The 22,320-nt window shown below is 72.8% G+C and carries 25 protein-coding genes; 16 read left to right on the forward strand and 9 right to left on the reverse strand.

Translation table 11 applies throughout. From position 1 onward, the window contains the following. Positions 1 to 49 precede the first annotated feature (49 nt). From ACFU74_RS21015 to ACFU74_RS21025, 3 genes are all read right to left on the reverse strand, one after another. The gene (locus ACFU74_RS21015; protein WP_380758856.1) at positions 50 to 262 is read right to left on the reverse strand and encodes an acyl-CoA carboxylase subunit epsilon; all 213 of its coding nucleotides are present in this window, start codon (positions 260 to 262) and stop codon (positions 50 to 52) included. A gap of 86 nt (positions 263 to 348) precedes the next feature. Beyond that, positions 349 to 1,950, reverse strand: a complete 1,602-nt coding sequence (locus tag ACFU74_RS21020; protein ID WP_380758858.1) for an acyl-CoA carboxylase subunit beta — start codon at positions 1,948 to 1,950, stop codon at positions 349 to 351. A gap of 440 nt (positions 1,951 to 2,390) precedes the next feature. Beyond that, positions 2,391 to 2,795, reverse strand: a complete 405-nt coding sequence (locus tag ACFU74_RS21025; protein ID WP_380758860.1) for a PLD nuclease N-terminal domain-containing protein — start codon at positions 2,793 to 2,795, stop codon at positions 2,391 to 2,393. Between the two features lie 127 nt (positions 2,796 to 2,922). On the opposite strand from ACFU74_RS21025, the gene ACFU74_RS21030 reads away from it, so the two are divergent. Together ACFU74_RS21030 and mqnP are read left to right on the forward strand one after the other, a co-directional pair. Beyond that, the gene (locus ACFU74_RS21030) at positions 2,923 to 4,380 is read left to right on the forward strand and encodes a menaquinone biosynthesis decarboxylase (RefSeq protein WP_380758862.1); all 1,458 of its coding nucleotides are present in this window, start codon (positions 2,923 to 2,925) and stop codon (positions 4,378 to 4,380) included. Continuing rightward, positions 4,377 to 5,282: a menaquinone biosynthesis prenyltransferase MqnP gene (gene mqnP / locus ACFU74_RS21035; protein WP_380758864.1), complete on the forward strand. Its 906-nt coding sequence runs from the start codon at positions 4,377 to 4,379 to the stop codon at positions 5,280 to 5,282. Before ACFU74_RS21030 ends, mqnP begins: the two co-directional genes overlap by 4 nt. Positions 5,283 to 5,302: 20 nt before the next feature. On the opposite strand, the gene ACFU74_RS21040 is transcribed toward mqnP, so the two are convergent. Together ACFU74_RS21040 and ACFU74_RS21045 are read right to left on the reverse strand one after the other, a co-directional pair. Further along, the gene (locus ACFU74_RS21040) at positions 5,303 to 5,518 is read right to left on the reverse strand and encodes a DUF4287 domain-containing protein (RefSeq protein ID WP_380758866.1); all 216 of its coding nucleotides are present in this window, start codon (positions 5,516 to 5,518) and stop codon (positions 5,303 to 5,305) included. Between the two features lie 45 nt (positions 5,519 to 5,563). Next, the gene (locus ACFU74_RS21045) at positions 5,564 to 6,172 is read right to left on the reverse strand and encodes a DUF998 domain-containing protein (RefSeq protein ID WP_380758869.1); all 609 of its coding nucleotides are present in this window, start codon (positions 6,170 to 6,172) and stop codon (positions 5,564 to 5,566) included. Positions 6,173 to 6,341: 169 nt separating this feature from the next. Between ACFU74_RS21045 and ACFU74_RS21050 the strand changes: the two genes are divergently transcribed. From ACFU74_RS21050 to ACFU74_RS21075, 6 genes are all read left to right on the forward strand, one after another. Beyond that, positions 6,342 to 7,193 carry a Scr1 family TA system antitoxin-like transcriptional regulator gene (locus tag ACFU74_RS21050; RefSeq protein ID WP_380758871.1) on the forward strand — a complete coding sequence of 284 codons (852 nt, stop codon included), beginning with the start codon at positions 6,342 to 6,344 and terminating at the stop codon, positions 7,191 to 7,193. A 13-nt stretch (positions 7,194 to 7,206) separates the two neighbouring features. Continuing rightward, the gene (locus ACFU74_RS21055) at positions 7,207 to 7,359 is read left to right on the forward strand and encodes a DUF397 domain-containing protein (protein WP_380758873.1); all 153 of its coding nucleotides are present in this window, start codon (positions 7,207 to 7,209) and stop codon (positions 7,357 to 7,359) included. 317 nt (positions 7,360 to 7,676) lie between these two features. Next, complete coding sequence (locus tag ACFU74_RS21060; protein WP_380758875.1) at positions 7,677 to 10,184, forward strand: collagenase; 2,508 nt, start codon at positions 7,677 to 7,679, stop codon at positions 10,182 to 10,184. Positions 10,185 to 10,274: 90 nt separating this feature from the next. Continuing rightward, positions 10,275 to 11,213 (forward strand): HEAT repeat domain-containing protein, encoded by a 939-nt coding sequence (locus ACFU74_RS21065; RefSeq protein WP_380758877.1) that lies wholly within the window; start codon positions 10,275 to 10,277, stop codon positions 11,211 to 11,213. A gap of 9 nt (positions 11,214 to 11,222) precedes the next feature. Continuing rightward, positions 11,223 to 11,702, forward strand: coding sequence for an HIT family protein (locus ACFU74_RS21070; RefSeq protein WP_380758879.1), 480 nt, complete (start codon positions 11,223 to 11,225; stop codon positions 11,700 to 11,702). An 85-nt stretch (positions 11,703 to 11,787) separates the two neighbouring features. Next, positions 11,788 to 12,411 (forward strand): DJ-1/PfpI family protein, encoded by a 624-nt coding sequence (locus tag ACFU74_RS21075; RefSeq protein WP_380758881.1) that lies wholly within the window; start codon positions 11,788 to 11,790, stop codon positions 12,409 to 12,411. A 14-nt stretch (positions 12,412 to 12,425) separates the two neighbouring features. Here ACFU74_RS21075 and ACFU74_RS21080 read toward each other — a convergent pair whose 3' ends face one another. After that, positions 12,426 to 13,181: an alpha/beta fold hydrolase gene (locus tag ACFU74_RS21080; RefSeq protein WP_380758883.1), complete on the reverse strand. Its 756-nt coding sequence runs from the start codon at positions 13,179 to 13,181 to the stop codon at positions 12,426 to 12,428. 7 nt (positions 13,182 to 13,188) lie between these two features. After that, a complete protein-coding gene (locus ACFU74_RS21085) occupies positions 13,189 to 13,725 on the reverse strand; it encodes a GNAT family N-acetyltransferase (RefSeq protein WP_380758885.1) in 537 nt (178 codons plus the stop codon). A 51-nt stretch (positions 13,726 to 13,776) separates the two neighbouring features. Here ACFU74_RS21085 and ACFU74_RS21090 point away from each other — a divergent pair, with 51 nt between their 5' ends. From ACFU74_RS21090 to ACFU74_RS21100, 3 genes are read left to right on the forward strand one after another with little or no spacing between them, the layout of a single operon-like run. Next, a complete protein-coding gene (locus ACFU74_RS21090) occupies positions 13,777 to 14,289 on the forward strand; it encodes a 2'-5' RNA ligase family protein (RefSeq protein WP_380758887.1) in 513 nt (170 codons plus the stop codon). A 43-nt stretch (positions 14,290 to 14,332) separates the two neighbouring features. Next, the gene (locus ACFU74_RS21095; RefSeq protein WP_380758889.1) at positions 14,333 to 15,226 is read left to right on the forward strand and encodes an aminoglycoside phosphotransferase family protein; all 894 of its coding nucleotides are present in this window, start codon (positions 14,333 to 14,335) and stop codon (positions 15,224 to 15,226) included. 16 nt (positions 15,227 to 15,242) lie between these two features. Beyond that, a complete protein-coding gene (locus ACFU74_RS21100) occupies positions 15,243 to 15,668 on the forward strand; it encodes a VOC family protein (protein WP_380758891.1) in 426 nt (141 codons plus the stop codon). 106 nt (positions 15,669 to 15,774) lie between these two features. Here ACFU74_RS21100 and ACFU74_RS21105 read toward each other — a convergent pair whose 3' ends face one another. Further along, positions 15,775 to 16,491, reverse strand: coding sequence for an MOSC domain-containing protein (locus ACFU74_RS21105; protein WP_380758893.1), 717 nt, complete (start codon positions 16,489 to 16,491; stop codon positions 15,775 to 15,777). A 91-nt stretch (positions 16,492 to 16,582) separates the two neighbouring features. Beyond that, complete coding sequence (locus ACFU74_RS21110; protein ID WP_380758896.1) at positions 16,583 to 17,323, reverse strand: cyclase family protein; 741 nt, start codon at positions 17,321 to 17,323, stop codon at positions 16,583 to 16,585. Between the two features lie 67 nt (positions 17,324 to 17,390). Between ACFU74_RS21110 and ACFU74_RS21115 the strand changes: the two genes are divergently transcribed. The 5 genes from ACFU74_RS21115 (at position 17,391) to ACFU74_RS21135 (ending at position 22,202) form a co-directional block, all read left to right on the forward strand. Beyond that, positions 17,391 to 18,053, forward strand: a complete 663-nt coding sequence (locus ACFU74_RS21115; RefSeq protein ID WP_380758898.1) for a UbiX family flavin prenyltransferase — start codon at positions 17,391 to 17,393, stop codon at positions 18,051 to 18,053. A 129-nt stretch (positions 18,054 to 18,182) separates the two neighbouring features. Further along, positions 18,183 to 18,644 (forward strand): Lrp/AsnC family transcriptional regulator, encoded by a 462-nt coding sequence (locus ACFU74_RS21120; protein ID WP_380758900.1) that lies wholly within the window; start codon positions 18,183 to 18,185, stop codon positions 18,642 to 18,644. A gap of 20 nt (positions 18,645 to 18,664) precedes the next feature. After that, entirely contained in the window at positions 18,665 to 19,627 is a 963-nt protein-coding gene (locus ACFU74_RS21125; protein ID WP_380758902.1) for a threonine/serine dehydratase, read from the forward strand. A gap of 92 nt (positions 19,628 to 19,719) precedes the next feature. Next, positions 19,720 to 20,883, forward strand: coding sequence for an aminofutalosine synthase MqnE (gene mqnE / locus ACFU74_RS21130; protein ID WP_380758904.1), 1,164 nt, complete (start codon positions 19,720 to 19,722; stop codon positions 20,881 to 20,883). A gap of 119 nt (positions 20,884 to 21,002) precedes the next feature. Beyond that, on the forward strand, positions 21,003 to 22,202 hold the full coding sequence (locus ACFU74_RS21135) for a L,D-transpeptidase family protein (RefSeq protein ID WP_380758907.1): 1,200 nt from the start codon (positions 21,003 to 21,005) through the stop codon (positions 22,200 to 22,202). Positions 22,203 to 22,320: the final 118 nt, after the last annotated feature.

Genomic DNA, 22,320 nt, shown 5'->3' on the forward strand with positions numbered 1-22,320 from the left:
GGGTGGCCGGCCGGCGGTCGGACGGGTGTCCGGGCCCTCGGTCGGGCCGTCAGGCGGCCCACTGCCAGCTGACCGGCGAGTAGTACGCCGGGCGGCGCTCCAGGCGCTGCCAGTTGGCGATCGGCTCGACCGGCGAGACGGTGGCCGCCGCCTGCTGGGCGGCCGCGGCGCGGGCCATCAGCACGGCGGTCAGGGCGGCGAGCTCCTCGTCGGTGAGCGAGCCGCGGACGATGCGGACGAGTGGTTCGGCGGAAGCGGTCATGGTCCGGTTCTCTCCCGGCGGATGGTGGTGAGTGGTCGTCGTCGGCGTGCCCGGCGGTGCTGTGCCCGGCCCGGGCGGCGCTGCCGCTACATCGGCGGGTTGCCGTGCTTGCGGCTCGGCAGGTCCGCGTGCTTGGTGCGCAGCATGGCCAGCGAGGACGCCAGGACCTGGCGGGTCTCGGCGGGGTCGATGACGTCGTCCACGAGGCCGCGCTCGGCCGCGTAGTACGGGTGCATCAGTTCGCTCTTGTATTCCTTGATCTTCTGGTTGCGCATCGCGTCCGGGTCGTCGGCGGCGTTGATGTCCCGGCGGAAGATGACGTTGGCGGCGCCCTCGGCGCCCATCACGGCGATCTCGTTGGTCGGCCAGGCGAACGAGAGGTCGGCGCCGATCGAGCGCGAGTCCATCACGATGTAGGCGCCGCCGTAGGCCTTGCGCAGGATCAGCTGGATCCGCGGCACGGTCGCGTTGCAGTAGGCGTAGAGGAGCTTCGCGCCGTGCCGGATGATGCCGTCGTGCTCCTGGTCGACGCCGGGCAGGAAGCCGGGGACGTCGAGCATGGTGACCAGCGGGATGTTGAAGGCGTCGCACATCTGGACGAAGCGCGCGGCCTTCTCGCTGGCGTTGATGTCCAGGACGCCGGCCAGCGACTGCGGCTGGTTGGCGATGATGCCGGTGACGTGGCCGTCGATCCGGGCGAGCACGCAGAGCACGTTGGTGGCCCAGCGCTCGTGGACCTCCAGGTACTCGCCGTGGTCGACGATCTCCTCGATGACCTTGCGCATGTCGTACGGCCGGTTGCCGTCGGCCGGCACCAGGTCCAGCAGCGACTCGTTGCGGCGGTCCACCGGGTCGTCGTTGACGGCGGCCGGCGGCATCTCGCGGTTGTTCTGCGGCAGCAGCGAGAGGAGGTAGCGGACCTCCTCGATGCAGGACTGCTCGTCGTCGTAGACGAAGTGCGAGACGCCGGAGACCCCGGCGTGCACGTCGGCGCCGCCGAGCCCGTTCTGGCTGATCTTCTCGCCGGTGACGGCCTGGACGACGTCCGGGCCGGTGATGAACATCTGCGAGGTCTCGCGGACCATGAAGACGAAGTCGGTGAGGGCCGGCGAGTAGGCCGCGCCGCCGGCGCACGGGCCGAGCATCACGGAGATCTGCGGGATGACGCCGGAGGCCCTGGTGTTGCGCTGGAAGATGCCGCCGTAGCCGGCCAGCGCGGTGACGCCCTCCTGGATGCGGGCGCCGGCGCCGTCGTTCAGCGAGACCAGCGGGGCGCCGGCCGCGATGGCCATGTCCATGATCTTGTGGATCTTCTGGGCGTGGGCCTCGCCCAGCGCGCCGCCGAAGATCCGGAAGTCGTGGGCGTAGGTGAAGACCGTCCGGCCGTGCACGGTGCCCCAGCCGACCACGACGCCGTCGGTGTGCGGCTTCTTCGCCTCCAGGCCGAAGCCCTGGGCGCGGTGCCGGCGCAGCGGCTCGACCTCGTGGAAGGAGCCCTCGTCGAGCAGCAGGTCGATCCGCTCGCGGGCGGTCAGCTTGCCCTTGGCGTGCTGGGCCTCGGTGGCCTTCTCGCTCGGACCGCGGCGGACCTGCTCGCGCAGTTCGTGCAGCTCCGCGACCCGGCCCCGCACGTCGGCGGGGGCTTCGGGGGCGTCGTCGTCGACCGGCGCCTGGTGCACAACCGTCATCTCGAACCACTCCAAAGGTGAGGGAACTGTCCGACAGCCAACGTCTGCGATGCCCCCGGCTGCGAATCACTTCTTCACTTATGACTGTACGAGGGGCCGCACGCTGGTTTCGGCGTCGATTCCGTACAAGGTCGCGTCCGTTTAGATGTGAGGGCTGTACAGAAACCGAAGCGTTTCGGCCCGCGCGGCGGGTAGCCGTTCGATTACCCCGAGCTTTCGGCCGGGTGGCCCCGAGGTGAGCTGAACATGAGGAAACGTGCAGGTCAGGGCTGTCTCGGCAGTTTCTGCCGGGGTCGCCCAAAGGGTCGCTCAAGGGGCGCCCGGTACGCCGGTGGAGGCTGTGCCCGCGGCCCGGTGGTGCCCTCCCAGTCGTAGGGATGCACCAAAAACACCGCAGCCCACCCGGTGGATGCCGGGTGGGCTGTCCGAGCGACCGGGGGTCAGGCCCGCTGCCCCTCGTCCGGGTCCTCCTTGCCGCGCAGCTCGTTCTCGCGGCGGCGCAAATCCGCCTCCCACTGCTTGAGCATGTCCTCGTGGTCGTTGTCGTCCTTCTTCAACGAGGCGAGGAACTCGGGGTCGTCGTCCGGGGCGAGCGGGCGGCCGTCGCGCCGGCGGTCGTACGCCGGGCCGCCCGCGCCGCGGCCGCCGGCCGGGGCGGTGCGCACCCCGCGCTGCTTGCCGGCCGCCAGCCAGGCGATCGAGCCGACGAGCGGGAAGAGCAGCACGATGATCACCCAGACCACCTTGGGGAGGTGCTTCACCTCCTCCTCGGGGGTGGTCAGGCAGTCGATGAAGGCCCACACCCACAGGGCGAGCGGGAGCACGAAGGTCAGGATCCTCAGCACGGCGGCGATCTCCCCCGGGCGGCGTCGGTGGCGGTCGGGCCCCTCGGCGCGGCGGCCGCTGGCGGTGCGCCGCTTCGAGGGGGCCCTTGACACAGGCCAGGCTATCGGGTGGCGGATACTGGCTGGCATGGCATACGACGATCTCCGCTCGTTCCTGCGGGCCCTCGACCGCGAAGGCGACCTCAAGCGCATCAAGGCGGAGGTGGACCCCTATCTGGAGATCGGCGAGATCGTCGACCGCGTGCAGAAGGCCAAGGGCCCGGCCCTGCTGTTCGAGAACGTCAAGGGCTCCACGATGCCGCTGGCGATGAACGTCTTCGGCACCGAGCGCCGGCTCGCCAAGGCGCTCGGTCTCAAGGGCCCGGAGGAGATCGGCGACAAGATCTCCGGCCTGCTGAAGCCGGAGCTGCCGCAGGGCTTCACCGGCTTCCGGGACGCCTTCGGCAAGCTCGCCTCGATGGCCCACGTGCCGCCGAAGCACGTGAAGTCCGGCGACGCCCCCGTGCACGAGGTGGTGCTCACCGGCGAGGACGTCAACCTGGACGAGCTGCCGGCGCTGTTCACCTGGCCGCTGGACGGCGGCTCCTTCTTCAACCTGGGCCTCACCCACACCAAGGACCCGGACACCGGCATCCGCAACCTCGGCCTGTACCGGCTGCAGCGCCACGACCGCCGCACCATCGGCATGCACTGGCAGATCCACAAGGACAGCCGCAACCACGCCGCGGTGGCCGCCAAGCGCGGCGAGCGGCTGCCGGTCGCGATCGCCTTCGGCTGCCCGCCGGCCGTCACCTACGCGGCCACCGCGCCGCTGCCGGGCGACATCGACGAGTACCTGTTCGCCGGCTTCGTCGCGGGCGAGCGGGTGAAGATGGTGGACTGCAAGACCGTGCCGCTCCAGGTCCCGGCCGACGCCGAGGTGGTCCTGGAGGGCTGGCTGGAGCCGGGCGAGCTGCTGCCCGAGGGGCCGTTCGGCGACCACACCGGCTTCTACACGCCGCAGGAGCCGTTCCCGGCGCTGACGATCGACTGCGTGACGATGCGCCGCCGTCCGATCCTGCAGTCCATCGTGGTCGGCCGTCCGCCGACGGAGGACGGCCCGCTCGGCAAGTTCACCGAGCGCTTCTTCCTGCCGCTGCTGAAGATCATCATCCCGGACATCGTCGACTACGACCTGCCCGAGGCCGGCGGCTTCCACAACTGCGTGATCGTCTCGATCGACAAGAAGTACCCGAAGCACGCGCAGAAGACCATGCACGCCATCTGGGGCGCGCACATGATGTCGCTGACCAAGCTGATCATCGTGGTGGACTCCGACTGCGACGTCCACGACTACCAGGAGGTCGCCTGGCGGGCCTTCGGCAACGTCGACTACAGCCGCGACCTCACCGTGGTCGAGGGACCGGTCGACCACCTCGACCACGCCTCCTACCAGCAGTTCTGGGGCGGCAAGGCGGGCATCGACGCGACCCGCAAGCTGCCCGAGGAGGGCTACACCCGCGACGGCGGCTGGCCCGAGATGGTCACCTCCGACCCGGCGACCGCCGCCCTGGTGGACCGGCGCTGGAAGGAGTACGGGCTGTGAGCACCGCCGCCGCGATCCCCGAGGTCCCGCCCGGCAAGGTCAAGTCCTTCCTGCGGCTGGTGATGATCGAGCACTCGGTCTTCGCCCTGCCGTTCGCCTACATCGCGGCGCTGACGGCGATGTTCCTGGCCGACCGGCGGGTGCACTGGGGCGAGCTGTTCATCGTCACGGTCTGCATGGTGGGCCTGCGGACCTTCGCGATGGCCGCCAACCGGATCATCGACCGGGAGATCGACGCCCGCAACCCGCGCACGGCCGGGCGTGAACTCGTCACCGGCGCGGTGTCGCTGAAGACCGCGTACGTGGGCTCGGCGGTCGCCCTGGTGGTCTTCCTCGGCGCCGCGGCGCTGCTCAACCCGCTCTGCCTGGCGCTCGCGCCGGTCGCCGTGGTGCCGATGGTCGTCTACCCGTACGGCAAGCGGTTCACCGACTTCCCGCAGGCGATCCTGGGCCTGGCCCAGGCGATGGGCCCGGTGGGCGCCTGGCTGGCCGTCACCGGGTCGTGGTCCTGGGACGCGGTCGTGCTCGGCGCGGCGGTCGGCATCTGGATCGGCGGCTTCGACCTGATCTACGCCTGCCAGGACGTCGCCTCCGACCGGGACGGCGGCGTGCGCTCGGTGCCGGCCAGGTTCGGCGTCCCGGCCGCGATCCGCGGCGCGCGGGGCTGCCACGTCGTCACCACGCTGCTGCTCGGCTGGTACGCGGTGCTCACCGACGCGGGCGTGGCGTTCTGGATCGGCCTGCTGGTGGTGGCCGGCGCCTTCGTCTACGAGCACACCATCGTCAAGCCGAACGACCTGTCGCGGCTGAACCGGGCGTTCTTCCAGACGAACGGCTTCGTCGGCATCTCGCTGTTCTTCTTCGCGCTGGTCGACCTGGTGGTGCGCGGTCTCGGCGTCTGAGACCGCGCCCCGCCGGGGTCCTACTTCCCGCCCTCGTCGAGCGTGTGCTTGACGAGGGCGTTCGCGTGCCCGTGGCCGAGCCCGTGCTCCTCCTTCAGCCAGGCGACCAGCTCCATGTGCCTGGTCAGCGGCGAGGAGCGGATCAGCTCCTTCCAGTGCGCGATCGGCTGCCCGTACTTCTTCTCGATGGAGGGGAAGTAGCTGGCGGGGCCCTTGACGGCGGGGGTCTCGCTCATGGGGTGGCTCTCCTCGGATTTCGGATGATCTTCTGATGGGGATCTTCACGCACGGAGCCTGATCGCGACAGCGCTCAGCCAGCCGAGGCCGAGCGCGGCGGCGAGGGTGAACGCCAGCACGGTGACGCCCGAGGCGGCGAAGCCGACGAGCACCACGGCCGTGACGACGCGCGAGGCGAGGGCCCAGCGGCGGTCCAGGTGCCGGGCGAGGACGAGGAACGCGGCGCACAGGGCGAGGAAGCCGACCGTCCCGCCGGCCAGGTGCACCGTGCCGTGCCCGCTCAGCTCGGTCACCCGCTCCTCGGGCGCCCCGACCGGGAAGCCGGCGCCGGGGTCGGCGGCGAAGAACCCGTCCAGGACGAAGCTCACGCCGAACACCCCGACCAGCCGCGGCGCCCACGTGCTGCCCGGCAGCGCCCGCCGCAGTCCGACGGCGCCCGCGAGCAGCAGCGCGCCGGTGAGGAGGAAGGCGGCCTGCTGGATCCAGCCGAGCTCGCCGAGGCTGAGCTGGCTGAGCGCGTTGCGGGTGAAGTCGAAGCCCTCCCGGCTCAGCCCGCCGACGATGCCGACGGCGAGGAACAGCGGGCCGCCGAGCGCCCCGGCGGCCAGCAGCGGGCGAGCGGTGGGGGCGGGAAGCGCGAGCGTGTTCGTCATGCCAGTAGGACCGGGGGCGGAGCGGAAACTCATCGGGCGATCGCATGTGACCTGCATCACCAGGTGGTGCGACAAGCTCACTATTGCCGTTCGTGTTCCACTGGTCGCCGTCGGTGACTAGGGTGGCCGCCGGAAGCTCGAACACCGGTTCCTCGAAGGGGAGTGGCGCATGGCCACGGACTTCAGCCCATCGCGCTCGGCCCGCGCGTTCTGGGGCCAGGAGCTCAGGCGGCTCCGGGAGGAGGCCGGCCTCTCCCAGGACGCGCTGGGGAAGCTCTTGTTCTGCTCGGCGGCCTACGTGGGACAGTTGGAGACCGCCGTCCGGAACCCGCAGGGGGACATGTCGCGCAGGCTTGACGAGATCCTGAAGACGGGCGGCCACTTCCTGCGGGTCTACGAGATGTACCGCAAGGCCTCGCGCTACGCGGAGTACTTCGAGCACGCGGCCGAACTGCAGTCGATGGCGCTGACCATCAGTGAGTTCTCTCCGCTGTTGGTGCCGGGGCTGCTGCAGACGCGGGACTACGCACGATCCCTCTTCGAGTCCGCGCAGCCGCTGCGGAAGGCGGCCGAGAACGAGGAGATGGTCGCGGCGCGGCTGGCTCGCTCCGAGTTGCTCGACCGGCAGAACGCCCCGATGTACTGGGCCGTCCTGGATGAGGCCGTAATTCGCCGGCCGGTGGGCGGCGCCTGGGTGATGGCCGGTCAGCTGCGGCATCTGGCCGGCCTGGTCCGGGCCCGCAAGGCGCTCCTCCAGATCGTCCCGTTCGCGACGGGGGCGCATGCGCTGATGGATGGCTCGCTCTGCCTGATGACCTTCGACGATGCGCCGCCCACTGCCTATGCGGAAGGGCCCGGTGTGGGAACGCTCGTGGATGAGCCATCCCTGGTCGGCACATACTCGCGGGCCTACGATCTGGTCAGGGCTGCCGCGTTGTCGCCGGAGGCGTCCCTGGCCCTGATCGAATCGGCGGCGGAGGGCTACGAAGATGCAGCGAACCGAGCAGTGGCGCAAGAGTAGTTACAGCGGCGGTATGGACAACAACAACTGCATCGAGGTGGACGATGCTCGCCCCGGTTCGGTGCGTGATTCGAAGGATCCGCACGGGCCCCGTCTCCACTTCGCCCCGGCGGCCTGGCAGGCCTTCGTTGCCGCCGCCGCCGACGGCGAGTTCGGCGCCCCCTGACGCGTCGACCTGACGCGATCGAGTTGTACACGCCCGGCCGGGCTTCTCCGGCCGGGCGTTCCGCGTTCCGGGGGCGCGGATCGGCCAGTCCGTGCGTTGCGGAGGCCCCTTCGGCGCCCGGCCGCTGGTCCGTTCCGGCCGGAACCGCCGCAGGTCGGCCGCGTGGGAGTGGTGCCGGCGGCGAGGTGGCTGAAAATCTCATGCAATATAACCTGTGACATTGTTCTGATCCTCGGTCGGTGACAGGATCCACGCCACATCTCCTTCCTTCAGCCCGACCCCACGTCGGGCTGCCCCCACTCGACGAAGGATTCGGCGTGCTCCTGCGCACCAGACTCTCCATGCTCGCGGCAGGCGTCGTCGCCTGTTGCGCCACGGCCACCGCCGTGCTGCCGACCCAGGCGGCCTTCGCGGCGCCCCCCGCCGCCACCGCCGCTCCGGCCCCGACCGAGGGCGGCCCGGTCGGCCTCACGGCTCCGACCGTGACGACGGGGTCCGAGGACCTCGCCGAGCCCGCCGCCCCGCTGCCCCCGGCGCTGATCGGCGCGACGCGCCCGGCCGACCCGGCCGAGGCGAGCGCCCCCGTCCTGTCCAAGTCCCTCGCCGTGCAGAGCTGCACCGCGGCCGACTTCGCGGCCCGCACCGGGGCCGACCTGGTCGCGTTCATCAAGAGCTCGACCCCGGACTGCATCAAGTCGCTGTACAGCGGCGGCAAGGCCGACCCGAGCATCTTCCAGCAGTCCCGGATGCTGTCCGTCGCGGCCGCCCTCAAGGACCTGGCGGCCGGCTACACCGGCGACAACTCGACCGGTATAGCGCAGCTGGTGAAGTACCTGCAGGTGGGCTACTACATCCAGTTCTACTACCCGGCCGCGGCCGGCCCGTACACCCCCGCGCTCACCGCCGCCGTCTCGTCCGCCCTGGACACCCTCTTCGCGGGCACCCGCTGGCGCGACGTCACCGAGGACAACGGCCGCATCCTCAAGGAGGTGGTGTGGCTCACCGACAGCGCCAACCTCCAGGTCCGCTACATGGGCGTCTACAAGCGGATCCTGGACGAGTACGACAACTCGTACAACGCGTTCCCGCAGATGATCAGCGCGGTCAACTCCGTGCTGTTCTACCCGCTCTGGGAGGGCTACCGGAACGCGGACTTCGTCCGGGCGCTCGCGGCCGATCCGAGTCTCGTCAACTCGCTGGCAGACTTCGCGATCAACCACCGGGACCTGCTCACCGGACCCCACGCCGTCCTCGACACCAACGCGGGCAACGACCTGGCCCGGTTCGCCGGAACCAGCCCCGCCGCCGAGGCCCTGGCCAAGCCACTGGTCAAGAAGGTGCTGGACTCCGCGCCGCTCCTCACCTCGCACGCGCCGCTGTACGTGTACACGGCCGTCCAGGCCAACTACTACAACGGCGGCCAGTGCTCGTACTACGGCACCTGCAACCTGCCCGCCAAGCTCACCTCGGTGGTCCTGCCGAACCAACTGGTCTGCGACAACCGCATCCTCCAGGCGCAGGCCCTGTCGGCCGCCGAACTGGCCACCGTCTGCGAGAGCCTGCGCAGCCAGGACGCGCTCTTCCACGGCACGGTCAAGGACAACGGGGCCATCCCGAACCAGTACGCCAAGAACGTCACCTTCGGGATCTTCGCCAACAAGACCGACTACACCACCTACTCGTGGGCGATCTACGGCAACGACACCGACAACGGCGGCCAGACCGTCATGGACGCGACCGACCCGAACAACCGGGCCGTGACCGTGATGTACCAGAAGACCTGGAACGTCAACGACCCCGCGCGGGTGTGGAACCTCAACCACGAGTACACCCACTACCTCGACAGCATCTACAACCTGAAGGGCAACTACACCACCCAGTCGTCCGTCCCGAACAAGTGGTGGGTCGAGGGCCTGGCCGAGTACATCTCGTACAGCCACCGCGGCGCCACCGACGTCGACGCGATGAACCAGGCGGCCAAGCACACCTACAAGCTCAGCACGCTCTTCCAGAACACCTACGCCAACTCGGACTCGACCCGCACCTACCCGTGGGGCTACCTGGCCGTCCGGTACATGCTGGAGAAGCACCCGGCCGACGTCCAGGCCATGCTGGAGCGCTTCCGGGCCGGTGACTACCCCGGCGGCTACGCGGTCTACAACAGCCTCGGCACCTCGTACGACGCCGACTTCGACGCCTGGCTCACCGCCTGCGCCGCCGGCGCCTGCTACGCGGCCGGCCCGACCTCGCTGTTCGACACCACGGTGAACGGCGCGACCGTCAGCGTGAGCGAGCGGTCCGTGCAGACCGGTTCGGGCCGGATCGCCTCCTGGCACTGGACCTTCGGCGACGGCACCTCCTCGGACGAGCGCAACCCCAGCCACACCTACGCGGCGGCCGGCTCGTACACCGTAGCCCTGACCACCACCGACGACACCGGCCGGAGCGCCACCTCCCCGGCCACGGTCACCGTGACCGCAGCCCCGGTCGTCCTGCCGGCCTGCACCGAGCCGCGCACCGACGCGATGGGCAAGAACTGCTCGCGCAGCGGCCGCGCCGCGACCGCCGGCAACACCGACTACCTGTACGTCTACCTGCCGGCCGGGACCACCACGCTGAAGGTCAGCACCTCCGGCGGCACCGGCACCGCTCACCTGTACTACAACGCGGACACCTGGGCCTCGCCGAAGGCCTTCACCGCCTCCTCCACCGTCACCGGCACCACCCAGTCCGTCACCGTCACCAACCCCACGGCCGGCTACCGCTACCTCAGCCTGCACGCCGTGACCGACTTCAGCGGCGTCACGATCAGCACCGAGTTCTGATCCCTGAAGCGTGCGACCGAGGCCCGGCCGGGATCTCCCGGCCGGGCAACTCGCGTGCACGGGCAGGGGGCCGCACGCCAGACTGGCCGGATGGTGATGAACGCGGCGGCGGCGCTCGCACACGGGGGCGAGCTGCTCGACTCGGCGGAGGCGGCCGAGCGGGCGGCGGGCTGCGATCTGCTGGGCGAGGCGGCCGACCGCGACGAGGCGGTCCGGGAGGACGCGGCGACCGCACTGCTCGCCCTCGCCGGGCGGGAGCGGGACGGGCACGTCCTGGCCCGCCTGGCCGGGGCCCTCGGCCGGACCGGGGACGGGCGGGCGGTGCCCGTACTGGTCGCCCTGGCCGGCCACCCCGAAACGGAGGTGCGCCGGCAGGTGGCCGAGGCCCTCTCCCTCGACGAGGCGGCCACCGGCCCGTCGGGCGCCCCCGGCGTCCGCGCGCTCATCGGGCTGACCCGGGACCCGGACCCGGAGGTCCGCGACTGGGCGACGTTCACCCTCGGCTTCCAGCGCGACGCCGACGGACCGCAGGTGCGGGCGGCCCTCTGGGAACGGACCGCCGACGACCACCGCGACGCCCGCGAGGAGGGCGTCCGGGGCCTGGCCCGGCGGCGTGATCCGCGGGCCGTGCCGCTGCTGGTCGAACTGCTGGCGGACCCGGACGGCGCGGCCGTCCTCACCTTCGGGGCGGCGGAGGTCCTCGGCGCCCCCGAACTGCTGCCGCTGCTGGAGGAGTACGACCCGGACGACCGCGGGGTGGCCGCGGCCCTCGCCGCCTGCGACCCGGTCCGGCGGGCCCGGCTGGAGGGCGACGCGTGGACGCTGGTGTGCGCGGTGGAGCGGCTGCGGCCGGACCTCGCCCCGGCGCTGTGGGCGGAACGCTGCGAACCCGGCCTGACCCTGGGCTTCGGCGACGACCCGGACGCCCCCTGCTACGACGTGGCGGCGCTGCTGGCCCGGGCCGACGGCGACCCGGAGCGCGCGGCGGAACTGGTCGGATCCGATCATCCGGTGATCATTCGCGCCTAGCATCGGCTCATGACCGACGAGAACGGCGACTGGAAGTCCGACCGCATCGCCAGCGCCCTGCGCGGCGAGAACCCCACCGTCATCCGCCGCCTGGACGCCGGGTTCGCGGTGATGGGGGACGTGCAGTTCCTGCCCGGCTACGCGATCCTGCTCACCGACGAGCCCGGGGTGCAGCGCCTCTCCGACCTGCCCCGCCCCCGCCGGCTCGCCTACCTGGAGGACCTCGACCGCCTCGGCGAGGCCGTCGAACGGGCCTGCCGGGCGGCCGATCCGGCCTTCCGCCGGGTCAACCTGGAGATCCTCGGCAACACCGACCCGATGCTGCACGCCCATGTCTGGCCGCGCTACGACTGGGAGCCCGCCGACCTCGTCCGCCTCCCCGTCTGGCTCTACCCCCGCACCCGCTGGACCGACCCCGTCCACGCCCTCACCCCGGCGCAGGACCCGGTCCGGGCCGCCATCGGCGCCGAACTGGATGCGCTGCGGTAAAGGCCGGTGGTGCAGACCACTCGTTCTCGTGAATCCGCTGACCGGGGGCGGTACGGGGGCCCAACTCCCGTTTACGCTGCGGGACATGGACATCGTCATCCCGCTCTTCGACGACTTCGAGCCGCTCGACGCGATCGGCCCGTACCAGGTGCTCGGCCATCTTCCCGGGGCCGCCGTCCGGTTCGTGGCGGTGGGGGAGCGGGGGCCGGTGGCCGACAGCATCGGGGGGATGCGGCTGGACGTGCCCGCCCGGTACACGGAGGTCGAGGCGTGCGACGTGCTGCTCGTCCCGGGCGGGCGCGGCACCCGGCCGCTGACGGGTGACGCCGCCTTCCTCGACTGGCTGCGCCGGACGCACGCGACCACCCGGTTCACCGCCTCCGTCTGCACCGGCGCGCTGCTGCTCGGGGCCGCCGGGCTGCTCGACGGCCTCGCCGCCACCACCCACTGGGCGGCGGCCCGCGAACTGGCCGCCCACGGCGCCGAGTACACCCCCGAGCGGGTGGTGCACCGGGGCCGGATCGTCACGGCGGCGGGCGTCTCCGCCGGGATCGACATGGCGCTCCGGCTCGCCGCCCTGCTCACCGACGAGACCACCGCCCGCGCGATCCAGCTGCACGCCGAGTACGACCCCAGTCCGCCGTTCGACAGCGGCAGTTGGGAGAAGGCCTCGCCCGCCGTACGGGAGCGGATCAGGACGCTCCGGTAGGCCCCGGGGGTCCGCTAGGCGCCCAGGAAGGACTCCAGTGCCGCGGCCAGGGCGACCGGTGTCTCGTGCATCGGGTAGTGGCCGGTGGCGGGCAGCTGCTCGACCTCGGCGTTGGGGTAGTGCACCAGGAAGGTGGCGCGCATCGCCTCGGCGGTCAGCAGGAGGTCGTGCTCGCCCACGAACAGCCGGACCGGCACCGGGTTGCCGGCGATCCGGTCCACCAGGTCGGCGGTGGTCCAGTCGCGCACGTAGCCGCCGAAGGCCTCGCGGGTGGACAGCTCCAGCGAGCGGTCCACCATCAGGTCGAGCCAGACCCGGCCGGCCCGCCGCCCGGTCACCTGGTCCAGGATCTCGTAGCGCTTCGCCCGGTCCTCGGCGGCGCCGTAGAACAGCTCCTCCCCGGCCGCGTCCATCGGGTACGGCCCGGCCGGGACGGGCGCCAGTCCGGCCAGCCTCCGCACCCGCCGCGGCGCCCGGGCGAGCACCTGCTGGACGGCCTTGCCGCCCATCGAGTGCCCGACCAGCGAGAACTCCTGCCAGCCGAGCTGGTCGGCCAGCGCGAGCGCGTCGTCCGCGATCTCCGCCAGCGTGTAGGCGCCGGGGACGTCCTTGCGCTCGCCGTAGCCCCGGTAGTCGAGGAAGGCGTAGGAGAAGGCGGAGCCGTCCAGGTAGTCCGGGAACGGGCCCCAGCCGGCACTGGTGCCGAACCAGTCGTGCAGCACCAGGACCTTGTGGGCGCCGGTGCCGACCAATCGGTGAGGGATCGTCATGCCGGGCTTACTGCCCGGTGGCGGTGACCGTCGAAACCCCCGGCCGGAGCGCGCGCCGGTAGGCCAGGCCCGGCCGCCCGCCGAGGTCCACCGCGCCGGTCCCGGTGAACCCGGCACGGGCGAGCACGGCCCGGGAGGCGGCGTTGTCGAGCGTGGTCACGGCGGTCAGTGCGGTCAGCCCGTAGGAGCCCGAGGCCAGTTCGCACACCATCCGGACCGCCGCCCGCGCCACGCCACGTCCGGCGGCCGACTCTCCCACCCGGTAGCCGAGTTCGGCGCTGCCGTCCACCGCGTCCACCAGGTTGACCCGTCCGACGATCCTTCCTCCGCCGTCCAGCACCACGTGGAAGTGGCAGGCCCCGTCCGCCTGTTCGGTGAGCAGCGCCCGGTGCCGCCCGGCGAACCCGGCCGCCGTGAAGTACGCGTCCCCCCGGTCCGGTACCGACCGCGCGAACCACTCCCGGTTCTCCCGCTCGAACGCCAGCACCGCCGCCGCGTGCCCGTCCGCCAGCCGCTCCAGCCGGACGCCGTCTGCTGTGGTCATCCGTCCATGGTCCGGTCCTGCGGCGGACGCCGTCCAGTGGAGAATGCCCGCATGACAGCGGCGGGCGAGAGCGCACTGATCCTCCCGGTGCCGGAGGCGGAGGCCGTCGTCGGGCCCTGGCGCGAGCGGTATGACCCGTCGGCGCGGCTCGGCGTTCCCGCGCACGTCACGGTGCTGTACCCGTTCCGGCCGGCCGACCGGCTGGACGCCGAGGTGCTCGGTGACCTCGCTGAACTCATCGCCGCCCAGCCCGCGTTCGACCTCGCCTTCACCCGCGGCGGGGACTTCCCCGGCGTCCACTGGCTCGCCCCGTCGGCCGAGGGCGCCGTGCGGCTGAACGCGCTCACGGCCGCCGTCGCCGCCCGATGGCCGGAGCACCCGCCCTACGGCGGCCGGTTCGAGGAGGTCGTCCCGCACCTGACGGTGGCCTACCACGACGACCCCGGGCCGATCGCCGCCGACCTCGCGCCGCACCTGCCGCTCGCCGCCCGGGCCGGGGTCGTCCGGCTGCTGGTGTTCGACGGTGCGTGCTGGGTCCGGCGCGCCGACTTCCCGTTGGGCTGAAAACCCTTCGACAGCGGGGCGCCGGCGCGATGGACTGTGGGGCGTGACCTCGGAGGCCCTGGTGATCGACACCGCGCTGGTCCGGCGGCTGCTCGCGGAGCAGTTCCCGCGATGGTCCCGCCTGCCGTTGCGGCGGGTCGAGCCCGGGGGCTCGGACCATGTGATCCACCGGCTCGGCGGCGAACTCGCCGTCCGGCTGCCACGGGGGGAGTGGGCGGCCGGGCAGGCGGAGAAGGAGGCCCGCTGGCTGCCGCGGCTCGCGCCGCACCTGCCGCTGGCGGTGCCGGCGCCGCTGGCCGTCGGCGCGCCCGCGCACGGGTATCCGTGGCACTGGTCGGTCGTCCGCTGGCTGGACGGCGAGACCCCGGCCGGGCCCGCCGCCCTCGGCGACCCGTCCGCCGACGCGGCCGCGCTCGCCGGCTTCCTGGCCGCGCTCCAGGCGCTCCCCACGGCCCCGGGCCTCGCGCCGGGGGCGCACAACGACCACCTGGGCGCCCCCCTCGCCGGCCGCGACGCCGGGACGCGTACCCGGATCGCGGCGGTCGCGGACGCGTTCGACGCCCGCGCGCTCACCGCGCTCTGGGACGCCGCCGTGCGCGCCCCCGGGCACTGCGGCCCGCCGGTCTGGTTCCACGGGGACCTGCACACCGGGAACGTGCTCGCCCTCGACGGCCGGCTCACCGCCGTCATCGACTTCGGCGGCCTCGGTGTCGGGGACCCGGCCTGCGACCTGGTCATCGCCTGGACCCTCCTGGACGCCCCCGCCCGCGCCGTCCTGCGCACCGCCCTCGGCGTCGACGACGCCACCTGGCTGCGCGGCCGCGGCTGGGCCCTCACCACGGGCCTCAACGCGTACACCCACTACGCGGCCACCGACCCGCGGATCGCCCGGGCCACCCGCCACCAGATCGAGGCGGCGCTCTCCGAGCCGCTCTGACCCCCGAAGGAGCCCCGTGATCGGCGAACTGCAGTGCATCGTCCTGGACTGCCCGGACCCGGCCGTGCTGGCCCGGTTCTACGCCGGGCTGCTCGGCGGCGAGGTGGACCGCCCGGACCCGCGCTGGTCGCTGCACCCCGACTGGTCCACCCTGCACACCCCCGCCGGCCAGGTGCTCTGCTTCCAGCGGGTCGCCGACCACCGCCCGCCCCGCTGGGGCGACCCGGCGAGCCCCCAGCAGGCCCACCTCGACATCGACGTCCCCGACCTCGCCACCGCCGAACCCGCCGTCCTCGCCCTCGGCGCCACCCTCCTCCACGACGCCGGCCGCTGGCGCATCTACGCCGACCCCGCGGGCCACCCCCTGTGCCTCCTCCCGGCCCGCCACCGAGCCGCCGCGCCCGCCGTCCCGTCAACCCGGGGCGCTCGCCCTGCGGAGTGAACTCGACGTGCCTCCCGACCGGCCGTGCGTGCGGTGGACGGCGAGGTCCTCGCGGGCCGGCCCGGCCGGACCGCCGACTGTGAACTGACGCAGGCTCCGGAACGGATCAGGCCAGCGTCAGGGTGTCCCCGACCGCGAGCCGGCCGGGGTTCGCGACCTCCGCGAGGGCGTCCAGGCGGGAGTCGTGGAACTGCGCGAGGGCCTTGAGGATCTCCGGCGCGTGCGGCAGCCCGGGCTGGGCGGCGGTGGTCATCGCGCAGCGCTCACTGGAGCGGACGAAGGCGAGCCGGGCGCCGCAGCGCGCGGAGCCGTGTGCCCGGCGCCCGAACCAGGCGTCCTCGGTGAACGGCGGGGTGCCCGGCGGGGTGCGCAGCAGGATGTTCGGGCGGAACCGGCGGACGTCCACCACGGCGGACGGCGCGGCGTCGGCGACCCAGTCCAGGGTGGCGGTGGTGAGCACGCTGACCGGGAGCTGGTCGAAGTGCGAGACGGCGTCCTCGCGGGCCAGTTCGACGTCGTCGCGCTGGAGGTAGGCGCGCAGGAAGGCGGTCGGGTCGATGACCGGGCGGCCGAGCGGGTCGAACAGCTCGGGGCCGTCGAGCCGGTGGCCGAGCCGGGCGGAGAGCCGGAGCAGGCCGTCCATCCGCCGGAACCGGCGGGTGTTCTTGCCGGAGCCGAGCTTGCCGTTGCCGTCGCGCACGGCGTAGAGGCGGTCGCCCGCGAGCCCGCGGTCGTCCACCTCGACGGAGTCGAGCCGCTCGCCGCCGGTGGACTTCACGGGGTAGCGCCAGAGCTGCTCGATGACTCCGATGATCTCTGCCATGGCCGGAAAGCGTAGCGCCGCCCGCCAATGATGGTCTAGACCAAGTCCCCCGGCCCGGCCAGGTGTTCGAGCCGGGCCGGGGTCCGGCGGCTCACCCCAGCCGGGCGACCGCCCGTACCGGGGCCCCGTCGGCCGCCACCAGCCGCAGCGGGAAGAGCGTCACCTCGACCGGCCGGCCCGCCTCCTGGGCGGTCAGCAGCGGCCGCAGATCGGTCAGGTTCTCCGCGATCACCCCGCCGCCCGGCGCCCCGAGCAGCACCCGGTGCGCGGCCAGCGTCGGCTCCTCGGCGGCCGGCTGGTCGTGCTCGTCGGTGAGGTCGGCGAGCAGCGCGGCCACCGCAGGGTCGCCCGGACCCGGGTCGGGCGTCGGGTCCACGCTGAGCGCGTCCACCCCGACCGTGCGCACCCCGGCGGCGACGATCGCCTCGGCGGCCCGCGCGGTCAGACTCGGGTGGGCGAGGTAGGCGTCGGTGCCCCAGTGCCGGGCCCAGCCGGTGGCGAGCAGCAGCACGGTGCCCTCGCCGGCCCGCTCCAGGGCGGGTGCGAGGTGCTCGGCGGTGATCGCGGCACGCGGCTCCAGGCCGCGCAGGTCGGCGACCACCGCGGGGCCGGTGAACCGCTCCAGCGGCAGGCCGTCCAGCGTCGGCCAGGTGACGTCGACGTGGTACGGCGCGTCCACATGGGTGCCGGACTGCGAGCCGAGGTGCAGGGCGAGCACGTTCACCCCGGCAGTGGCGGTGGTGAGGGCGGGCTCCAGGAGGACGGCCGGATCGCCGGGGTAGACCGGCATCGCGGTGGTCACCTGGTGGGTGAGGTCGACGAGGGTGGCCATGGCGCCCATCCTCCCAGGGCGGGCCGGGGCGGGAGGAGGGGCGGAGTGGAGATAGAAAGTAGGCACTATGGAAAAGCCTCAGCAGCCAGTCCGCCGCCCCTGGGTCGTGGGGGTGTCCGGCGCGTCCGGCACCCCGTACGCCGCCGCGGTGATCCGCGCCCTCCTCGCCGCGGGCGAGCCGGTCGACCTGGTGGTCAGCCGCGCGGCCCGGCTGACGATCCTCGACGAGACCGGCATCGCGTTCCGGGACGCGCACTGGCGCGACGACCTGGCCGCCTGGCTGGGGACGGCGGAGGGGCTGGACGGCGTCAGGTACTGGTCGGCCGGGGACTTCGCGGCGGGGCCGTCCAGCGGCTCGTACCCCGCCAAGGGGATGCTGGTGGTGCCCGCGACCACCGGCGCGGTGGCCGGGATCGCGCTCGGCCTCAGCAAGGACCTGCTCCAGCGGGCGGCCAGTGTCACCCTCAAGGAGCGGCGTCCGCTGGTCGTCTGCGTCCGCGAGACGCCACTCAACGGGGTGACGTTGAAGCACTTGGTGGAGCTGGACGCGCAGGGAGCGGTCGTGCTCCCCGCCTCGCCCGGTTTCTACGCCGGCGGCTCCACTGTCGGCGAGCTGGTCGGATTCGTCGCCGGACGGGTCCTGGACGCCGTCGGCGTGCCGCACACGCTGTACCGCCGTTGGGAGGGCGAGTTGGGCGCGGCGGCCCGCGCGAGCGAACGGTCGGCCTGAGGGGGAGTGAGGGACCGCAGGACGGGAGAGTATGTTCTCTGCGATATCCGGGTTGGTCCGAGCACGGCACCTTTGAATCCGGATAATGATCTGTGGGTCTGGTGAGGTTCGGAAGGACGCGGACGGTATATGGACACGGTGGACAGACAGCTCATCCAGGCGCTCCGCGAGAACGGCCGCGCCTCCTACGCCGAGCTGGGCCGGCTGGTCGGCCTCTCCGGCCCCAGCGTCACGGACCGCATCAACCGCCTGGAGCAGGCCGGCGTCATCACCGGCTACCGGGCGACGGTCAACCCGGCCTCGCTCGGCTTCGGGGTCACGGCCCTGATCGGCCTCCAGCTGACCGACGCGGCGGACCACGAGGACGTCGCGTTCCGGTTGAAGGACCTCGGCGAGGTCGAGGACTGCTGGTTCATCGCCGGTGACGACTCGTACATGCTCAAGGTCCGGGTGCCGGACGTCGAGGGCCTGGAGTCCGTGGTGAAGCGGATCTCGGGCACCAAGGGCGTGGCCCGCACCCGGACGACCGTCGTACTCTCCACGAAGTGGGAGAACCGGGTCAGCGAACTGCCGCTGGCCGAGGCCGAGTAGCGCACGGGGAAGTGGCGGACATGGCACTGGTCGGTCTGGAGGAACTGCGCGCGGCCCGGGAGCGGATCGCGGGCGTCGCGGTGCGCACCCCGCTGGTCCCCGCCCCCTGGGCGGCGGACGGCGAGCGCCGGCTCTGGCTGAAGCCGGAGAACCTCCAGCCGACCGGGGCTTTCAAGGCCCGCGGCGCGTACAACCGGCTCGCCGCGCTGGGCGACGACGAGCGCGCCCGCGGCGTGGTCGCCCAGTCCAGCGGCAACCACGCGCAGGCGGTGGCGTACGCCGCGCAGCTGCTCGGGATCAAGGCCGTGGTCGTGATGCCGGACACCTCGCCGGCGGTCAAGGTCGAGGCCACCCGGTCCTTCGGCGCCGAGGTGCTGCTGGTGTCGCCGGAGGAGCGGGACACCGTGCCCGCCGAGCTGGCCGAGCGGCACGGCTACGTCTGGGTGCCGCCGTACGACGACCCGTTCATCATCGCGGGCCAGGGCACGGTCGGCCTGGAGATCGCCGAGGACGCCCCGGCGGAGCTGGACACCGTACTCGTCCCGGTCAGCGGCGGCGGGCTGATCGGCGGCACGGCGGCCGCGCTCAAGCTGACCCGCCCGGGTGTCCGGGTGGTCGGCGTCGAGCCCGAGCTGGCCGCCGACGCGCAGGCCAGCCTGCGGTCCGGCGAGCGGGTCAGCTGGCCGGTCGCCGACACCTACCGGACGATCGCCGACGGCCTGCGCACCCCCTCGGTGGGCGTGCTGCCCTACGAGCACCTCACCGCCTACGTGGACGACGTCCTCACCGTCACCGAGGACGAGATCCGCGCCACGGTGGCCCTGCTGGCCCGGCGCGGGCGGATCGTCGCCGAGCCGTCCGGCGCGGTCGCCCCGGCGGCCTACTTCCACCGGGCCGCCGAGCTCGGCGGACGGGCCGTGGCGGCCGTGGTGAGCGGCGGCAACATCGAACCGTCGCTGCTGGCGGAGCTGCTCGCCGGCTGACCCGCGCGGGGGCGGCTGCCCGCGAACCGCCCCGGGCGGGGGCGTACGCTCGTTCCGGCAAGGATTCGAAGTCGGAGGAGGCGGGGCACCGCATGGACGCAGGGCTCAAGCGCGAGCTGGAGGCGAAGGTCTACGCGGGGGAGCGGCTGACCCGGGAGGACGGGATCGCGCTCTACGAGAGCGACGACCTGGCCTGGCTGGGCGGCCTCGCCCACCACGTGCGGACGCGGAAGAACGGCGACGTCGTCCACTTCAACGTCAACCGCCACCTCAACATGACCAACGTGTGCAGCGCGTCCTGCGCGTACTGCTCGTTCCAGCGCAAGCCGGGCGAGAAGGACGCCTACACGATGCGCATCGAGGAGGCCGTCCGGCTCGCCAAGGCGATGGAGGTCGACTCCCTCACCGAGCTGCACATCGTCAACGGCCTGCACCCCACCCTGCCGTGGCGCTACTACCCGCGCTCGCTGCGGGAGCTGAAGGCCGCGCTGCCGAACGTCTCGCTCAAGGCCTTCACCGCCACCGAGATCCACTGGTTCGAGCGGATCAGCGGCCTGCCCGCCGACGAGATCCTCGACGAGCTGATCGACGCCGGCCTGGAGTCGCTGACCGGCGGCGGCGCGGAGATCTTCGACTGGGAGGTCCGCCAGCACATCGTCGACCACGACACCCACTGGGAGGACTGGTCGAGGATCCACCGGCTCGCCCACAGCAAGGGCCTCAAGACGCCGGCCACCATGCTGTACGGCCACATCGAGGAGCCCCGCCACCGGGTGGACCACGTGCTGCGGCTGCGCGAGCTGCAGGACGAGACCGGGGGCTTCCAGGTCTTCATCCCGCTGCGCTACCAGCACGACTTCCACGACTCCAAGGACGGCGTGGTGCGCAACAAGCTGATGGCGCGCACCGAGATGGCCACCGGCGCCGAGGCGCTGAAGACCTTCGCGGTCTCCCGGCTGCTGTTCGACAACGTGCCGCACGTCAAGGTCTTCTGGGTGATGCACGGCGTCACCACCGCCCAGCTGGCGCTCAGCCACGGTGCGGACGACATGGACGGCTCGGTCGTCGAGTACAAGATCACCCACGACGCGGACAACTTCGGCACCCCGAACAAGCTGGGCCGCGAGGACCTGCTCGGCCTGATCCGGGACGCCGGCTTCCGCCCGGTCGAGCGCAACACCCGCTACGAGGTCATCCGCGAGTACGACGGCCCTGACCTGGCCCGTCGGGAGACCCCGCAGGCGATGCGCCTCTGACCGGAGCCTGCGCGTCCAGCCGCCGCCCGGCCCCCGAGGCCCGGGCGGCGGCTTCTTCACGGGGCCCGCACAGGACCCCGGCTTTCGCAACCCGGCCTCCGTTTGGCAGGATCGGCCACATGTCCGGTTCCCATCGCACCTCCCCGTACCCGTCGTACGAGCCGGTGTACGAGGCGCCGCAGCACTCCCACGGCGCACCGCAGCAGCCGCACGGCGGCCACCAGGAGCACGACGGTCCGCTGTACGAGGCAGCGGACGCCGGGTACGGCCACCGGACCCAGGACGAGTTCGACGCGTACGACCTGCCGTTCCGGGAGCACCCCGAGCAGCCCGCGTCCCGGCCGGAGCCGGAGCCGGAGCCGGAGCCGTCGCCGGCCCCGCTGCCGCGGCAGCGGGGCACCGCCGCCGCCCCGGCCGGTGGCCGCGCGGCCGCCCGCGGGCACCGGCGCAAGCCCAAGAAGAAGCGCACCGGCCGGGTCGCCGTCGCCGGTACCGCCCTGCTGCTCGCGGCCGCCGCAGGCTGGTACACGGTAGGCCCGGACACCGCCAGGCCCGGGGTGACCGCCGCCGACGGCCCCGGCCCCGAGGGCGTCGAGGGCGGCCGTCCCGCCGCGCAGCCCGCCGCCGACCAGGCCTCGCCGACCGCCGCCCCGGCCGCCCAGGCCGCCGACGCCCGGCAGGCCGAGACCCCGGCCGCCGCCCGCAGCGAAGCGCGCGCCGACGGCTCGGTCGAGGCGATCCCCGGCCTCGGCGCCTCGTTCGCCGGCCGGATACCCGCCGACACCAACCAGGTGGTGCTGGCCACCGGCGAGGGCAAGGACACCAACAAGGCCGCCGTCACGCTCTGGACCCGCACCGCCGAGGGCCGCTGGCTGGCCGGCGAGACCTGGCAGGGCCACAACGCGTACAAGGGCTGGACCACCGACCACAACGAGGGCGACCTGCGCAGCCCGATCGGCGTCTTCTCGCTCACCGACGCCGGCGGCCGCAAGGCCGACCCGGGCAGCAAGCTGCCGTACGACAAGGACGCCAACTTCGTGGTCTCCGGGACGGGCTTCGCCGGCGAGCAGCTGGCCGGCTCCTTCGACTACGTCGTCGCGATCAACTACAACCGGGTCCCCGGCAAGTCCCCGCTCGACCCGCGCCGCCCGAACGGCTCGACCAAGGGCGGCGGCATCTGGATCCACGTCGACCACGGCGGTCCGACGCACGGCTGCGTCTCCGTCCCGGAGGACAAGATGGCGGAGCTGATCCGCACCCTCGACCCGGCCGCCCGTCCGGTGATCGTGATGGGCGACGCGGCCTCGCTGGCGTCCTGAGCGGGCCGCCGGACCGAATCCTCCGTCCGTACCGCGCTCCGGGGCCGGGGCGTCGACCCGTCTGCCGCAACGGCCCTTGTCGGCCTCCTACAGCATCCCGGCGCGGATCCTGTAGCCG

Source organism: Kitasatospora sp. NPDC057500 (assembly GCF_042802195.1).
Classification (GTDB): domain Bacteria; phylum Actinomycetota; class Actinomycetes; order Streptomycetales; family Streptomycetaceae; genus Kitasatospora.

Coding starts and splice junctions, on each gene's coding strand:
- ACFU74_RS21050 (WP_380758871.1), top strand. CDS start 6,342: ATGGCCACGGACTTCAGCCCATCGCGCTCGGCCCGCGCGTTCTGGGGC.
- ACFU74_RS21105 (WP_380758893.1), bottom strand. CDS start 16,491: ATGGCAGAGATCATCGGAGTCATCGAGCAGCTCTGGCGCTACCCCGTG.
- ACFU74_RS21125 (WP_380758902.1), top strand. CDS start 18,665: ATGGCACTGGTCGGTCTGGAGGAACTGCGCGCGGCCCGGGAGCGGATC.
- ACFU74_RS21065 (WP_380758877.1), top strand. CDS start 10,275: ATGGTGATGAACGCGGCGGCGGCGCTCGCACACGGGGGCGAGCTGCTC.
- ACFU74_RS21080 (WP_380758883.1), bottom strand. CDS start 13,181: ATGACGATCCCTCACCGATTGGTCGGCACCGGCGCCCACAAGGTCCTG.
- ACFU74_RS21120 (WP_380758900.1), top strand. CDS start 18,183: ATGGACACGGTGGACAGACAGCTCATCCAGGCGCTCCGCGAGAACGGC.
- ACFU74_RS21110 (WP_380758896.1), bottom strand. CDS start 17,323: ATGGCCACCCTCGTCGACCTCACCCACCAGGTGACCACCGCGATGCCG.
- ACFU74_RS21070 (WP_380758879.1), top strand. CDS start 11,223: ATGACCGACGAGAACGGCGACTGGAAGTCCGACCGCATCGCCAGCGCC.
- ACFU74_RS21045 (WP_380758869.1), bottom strand. CDS start 6,172: ATGACGAACACGCTCGCGCTTCCCGCCCCCACCGCTCGCCCGCTGCTG.
- ACFU74_RS21090 (WP_380758887.1), top strand. CDS start 13,777: ATGACAGCGGCGGGCGAGAGCGCACTGATCCTCCCGGTGCCGGAGGCG.
- ACFU74_RS21085 (WP_380758885.1), bottom strand. CDS start 13,725: ATGACCACAGCAGACGGCGTCCGGCTGGAGCGGCTGGCGGACGGGCAC.
- ACFU74_RS21075 (WP_380758881.1), top strand. CDS start 11,788: ATGGACATCGTCATCCCGCTCTTCGACGACTTCGAGCCGCTCGACGCG.
- ACFU74_RS21015 (WP_380758856.1), bottom strand. CDS start 262: ATGACCGCTTCCGCCGAACCACTCGTCCGCATCGTCCGCGGCTCGCTC.
- ACFU74_RS21030 (WP_380758862.1), top strand. CDS start 2,923: ATGGCATACGACGATCTCCGCTCGTTCCTGCGGGCCCTCGACCGCGAA.
- mqnE (WP_380758904.1), top strand. CDS start 19,720: ATGGACGCAGGGCTCAAGCGCGAGCTGGAGGCGAAGGTCTACGCGGGG.
- ACFU74_RS21040 (WP_380758866.1), bottom strand. CDS start 5,518: ATGAGCGAGACCCCCGCCGTCAAGGGCCCCGCCAGCTACTTCCCCTCC.
- ACFU74_RS21055 (WP_380758873.1), top strand. CDS start 7,207: ATGGACAACAACAACTGCATCGAGGTGGACGATGCTCGCCCCGGTTCG.
- ACFU74_RS21115 (WP_380758898.1), top strand. CDS start 17,391: ATGGAAAAGCCTCAGCAGCCAGTCCGCCGCCCCTGGGTCGTGGGGGTG.
- ACFU74_RS21020 (WP_380758858.1), bottom strand. CDS start 1,950: ATGACGGTTGTGCACCAGGCGCCGGTCGACGACGACGCCCCCGAAGCC.
- ACFU74_RS21135 (WP_380758907.1), top strand. CDS start 21,003: ATGTCCGGTTCCCATCGCACCTCCCCGTACCCGTCGTACGAGCCGGTG.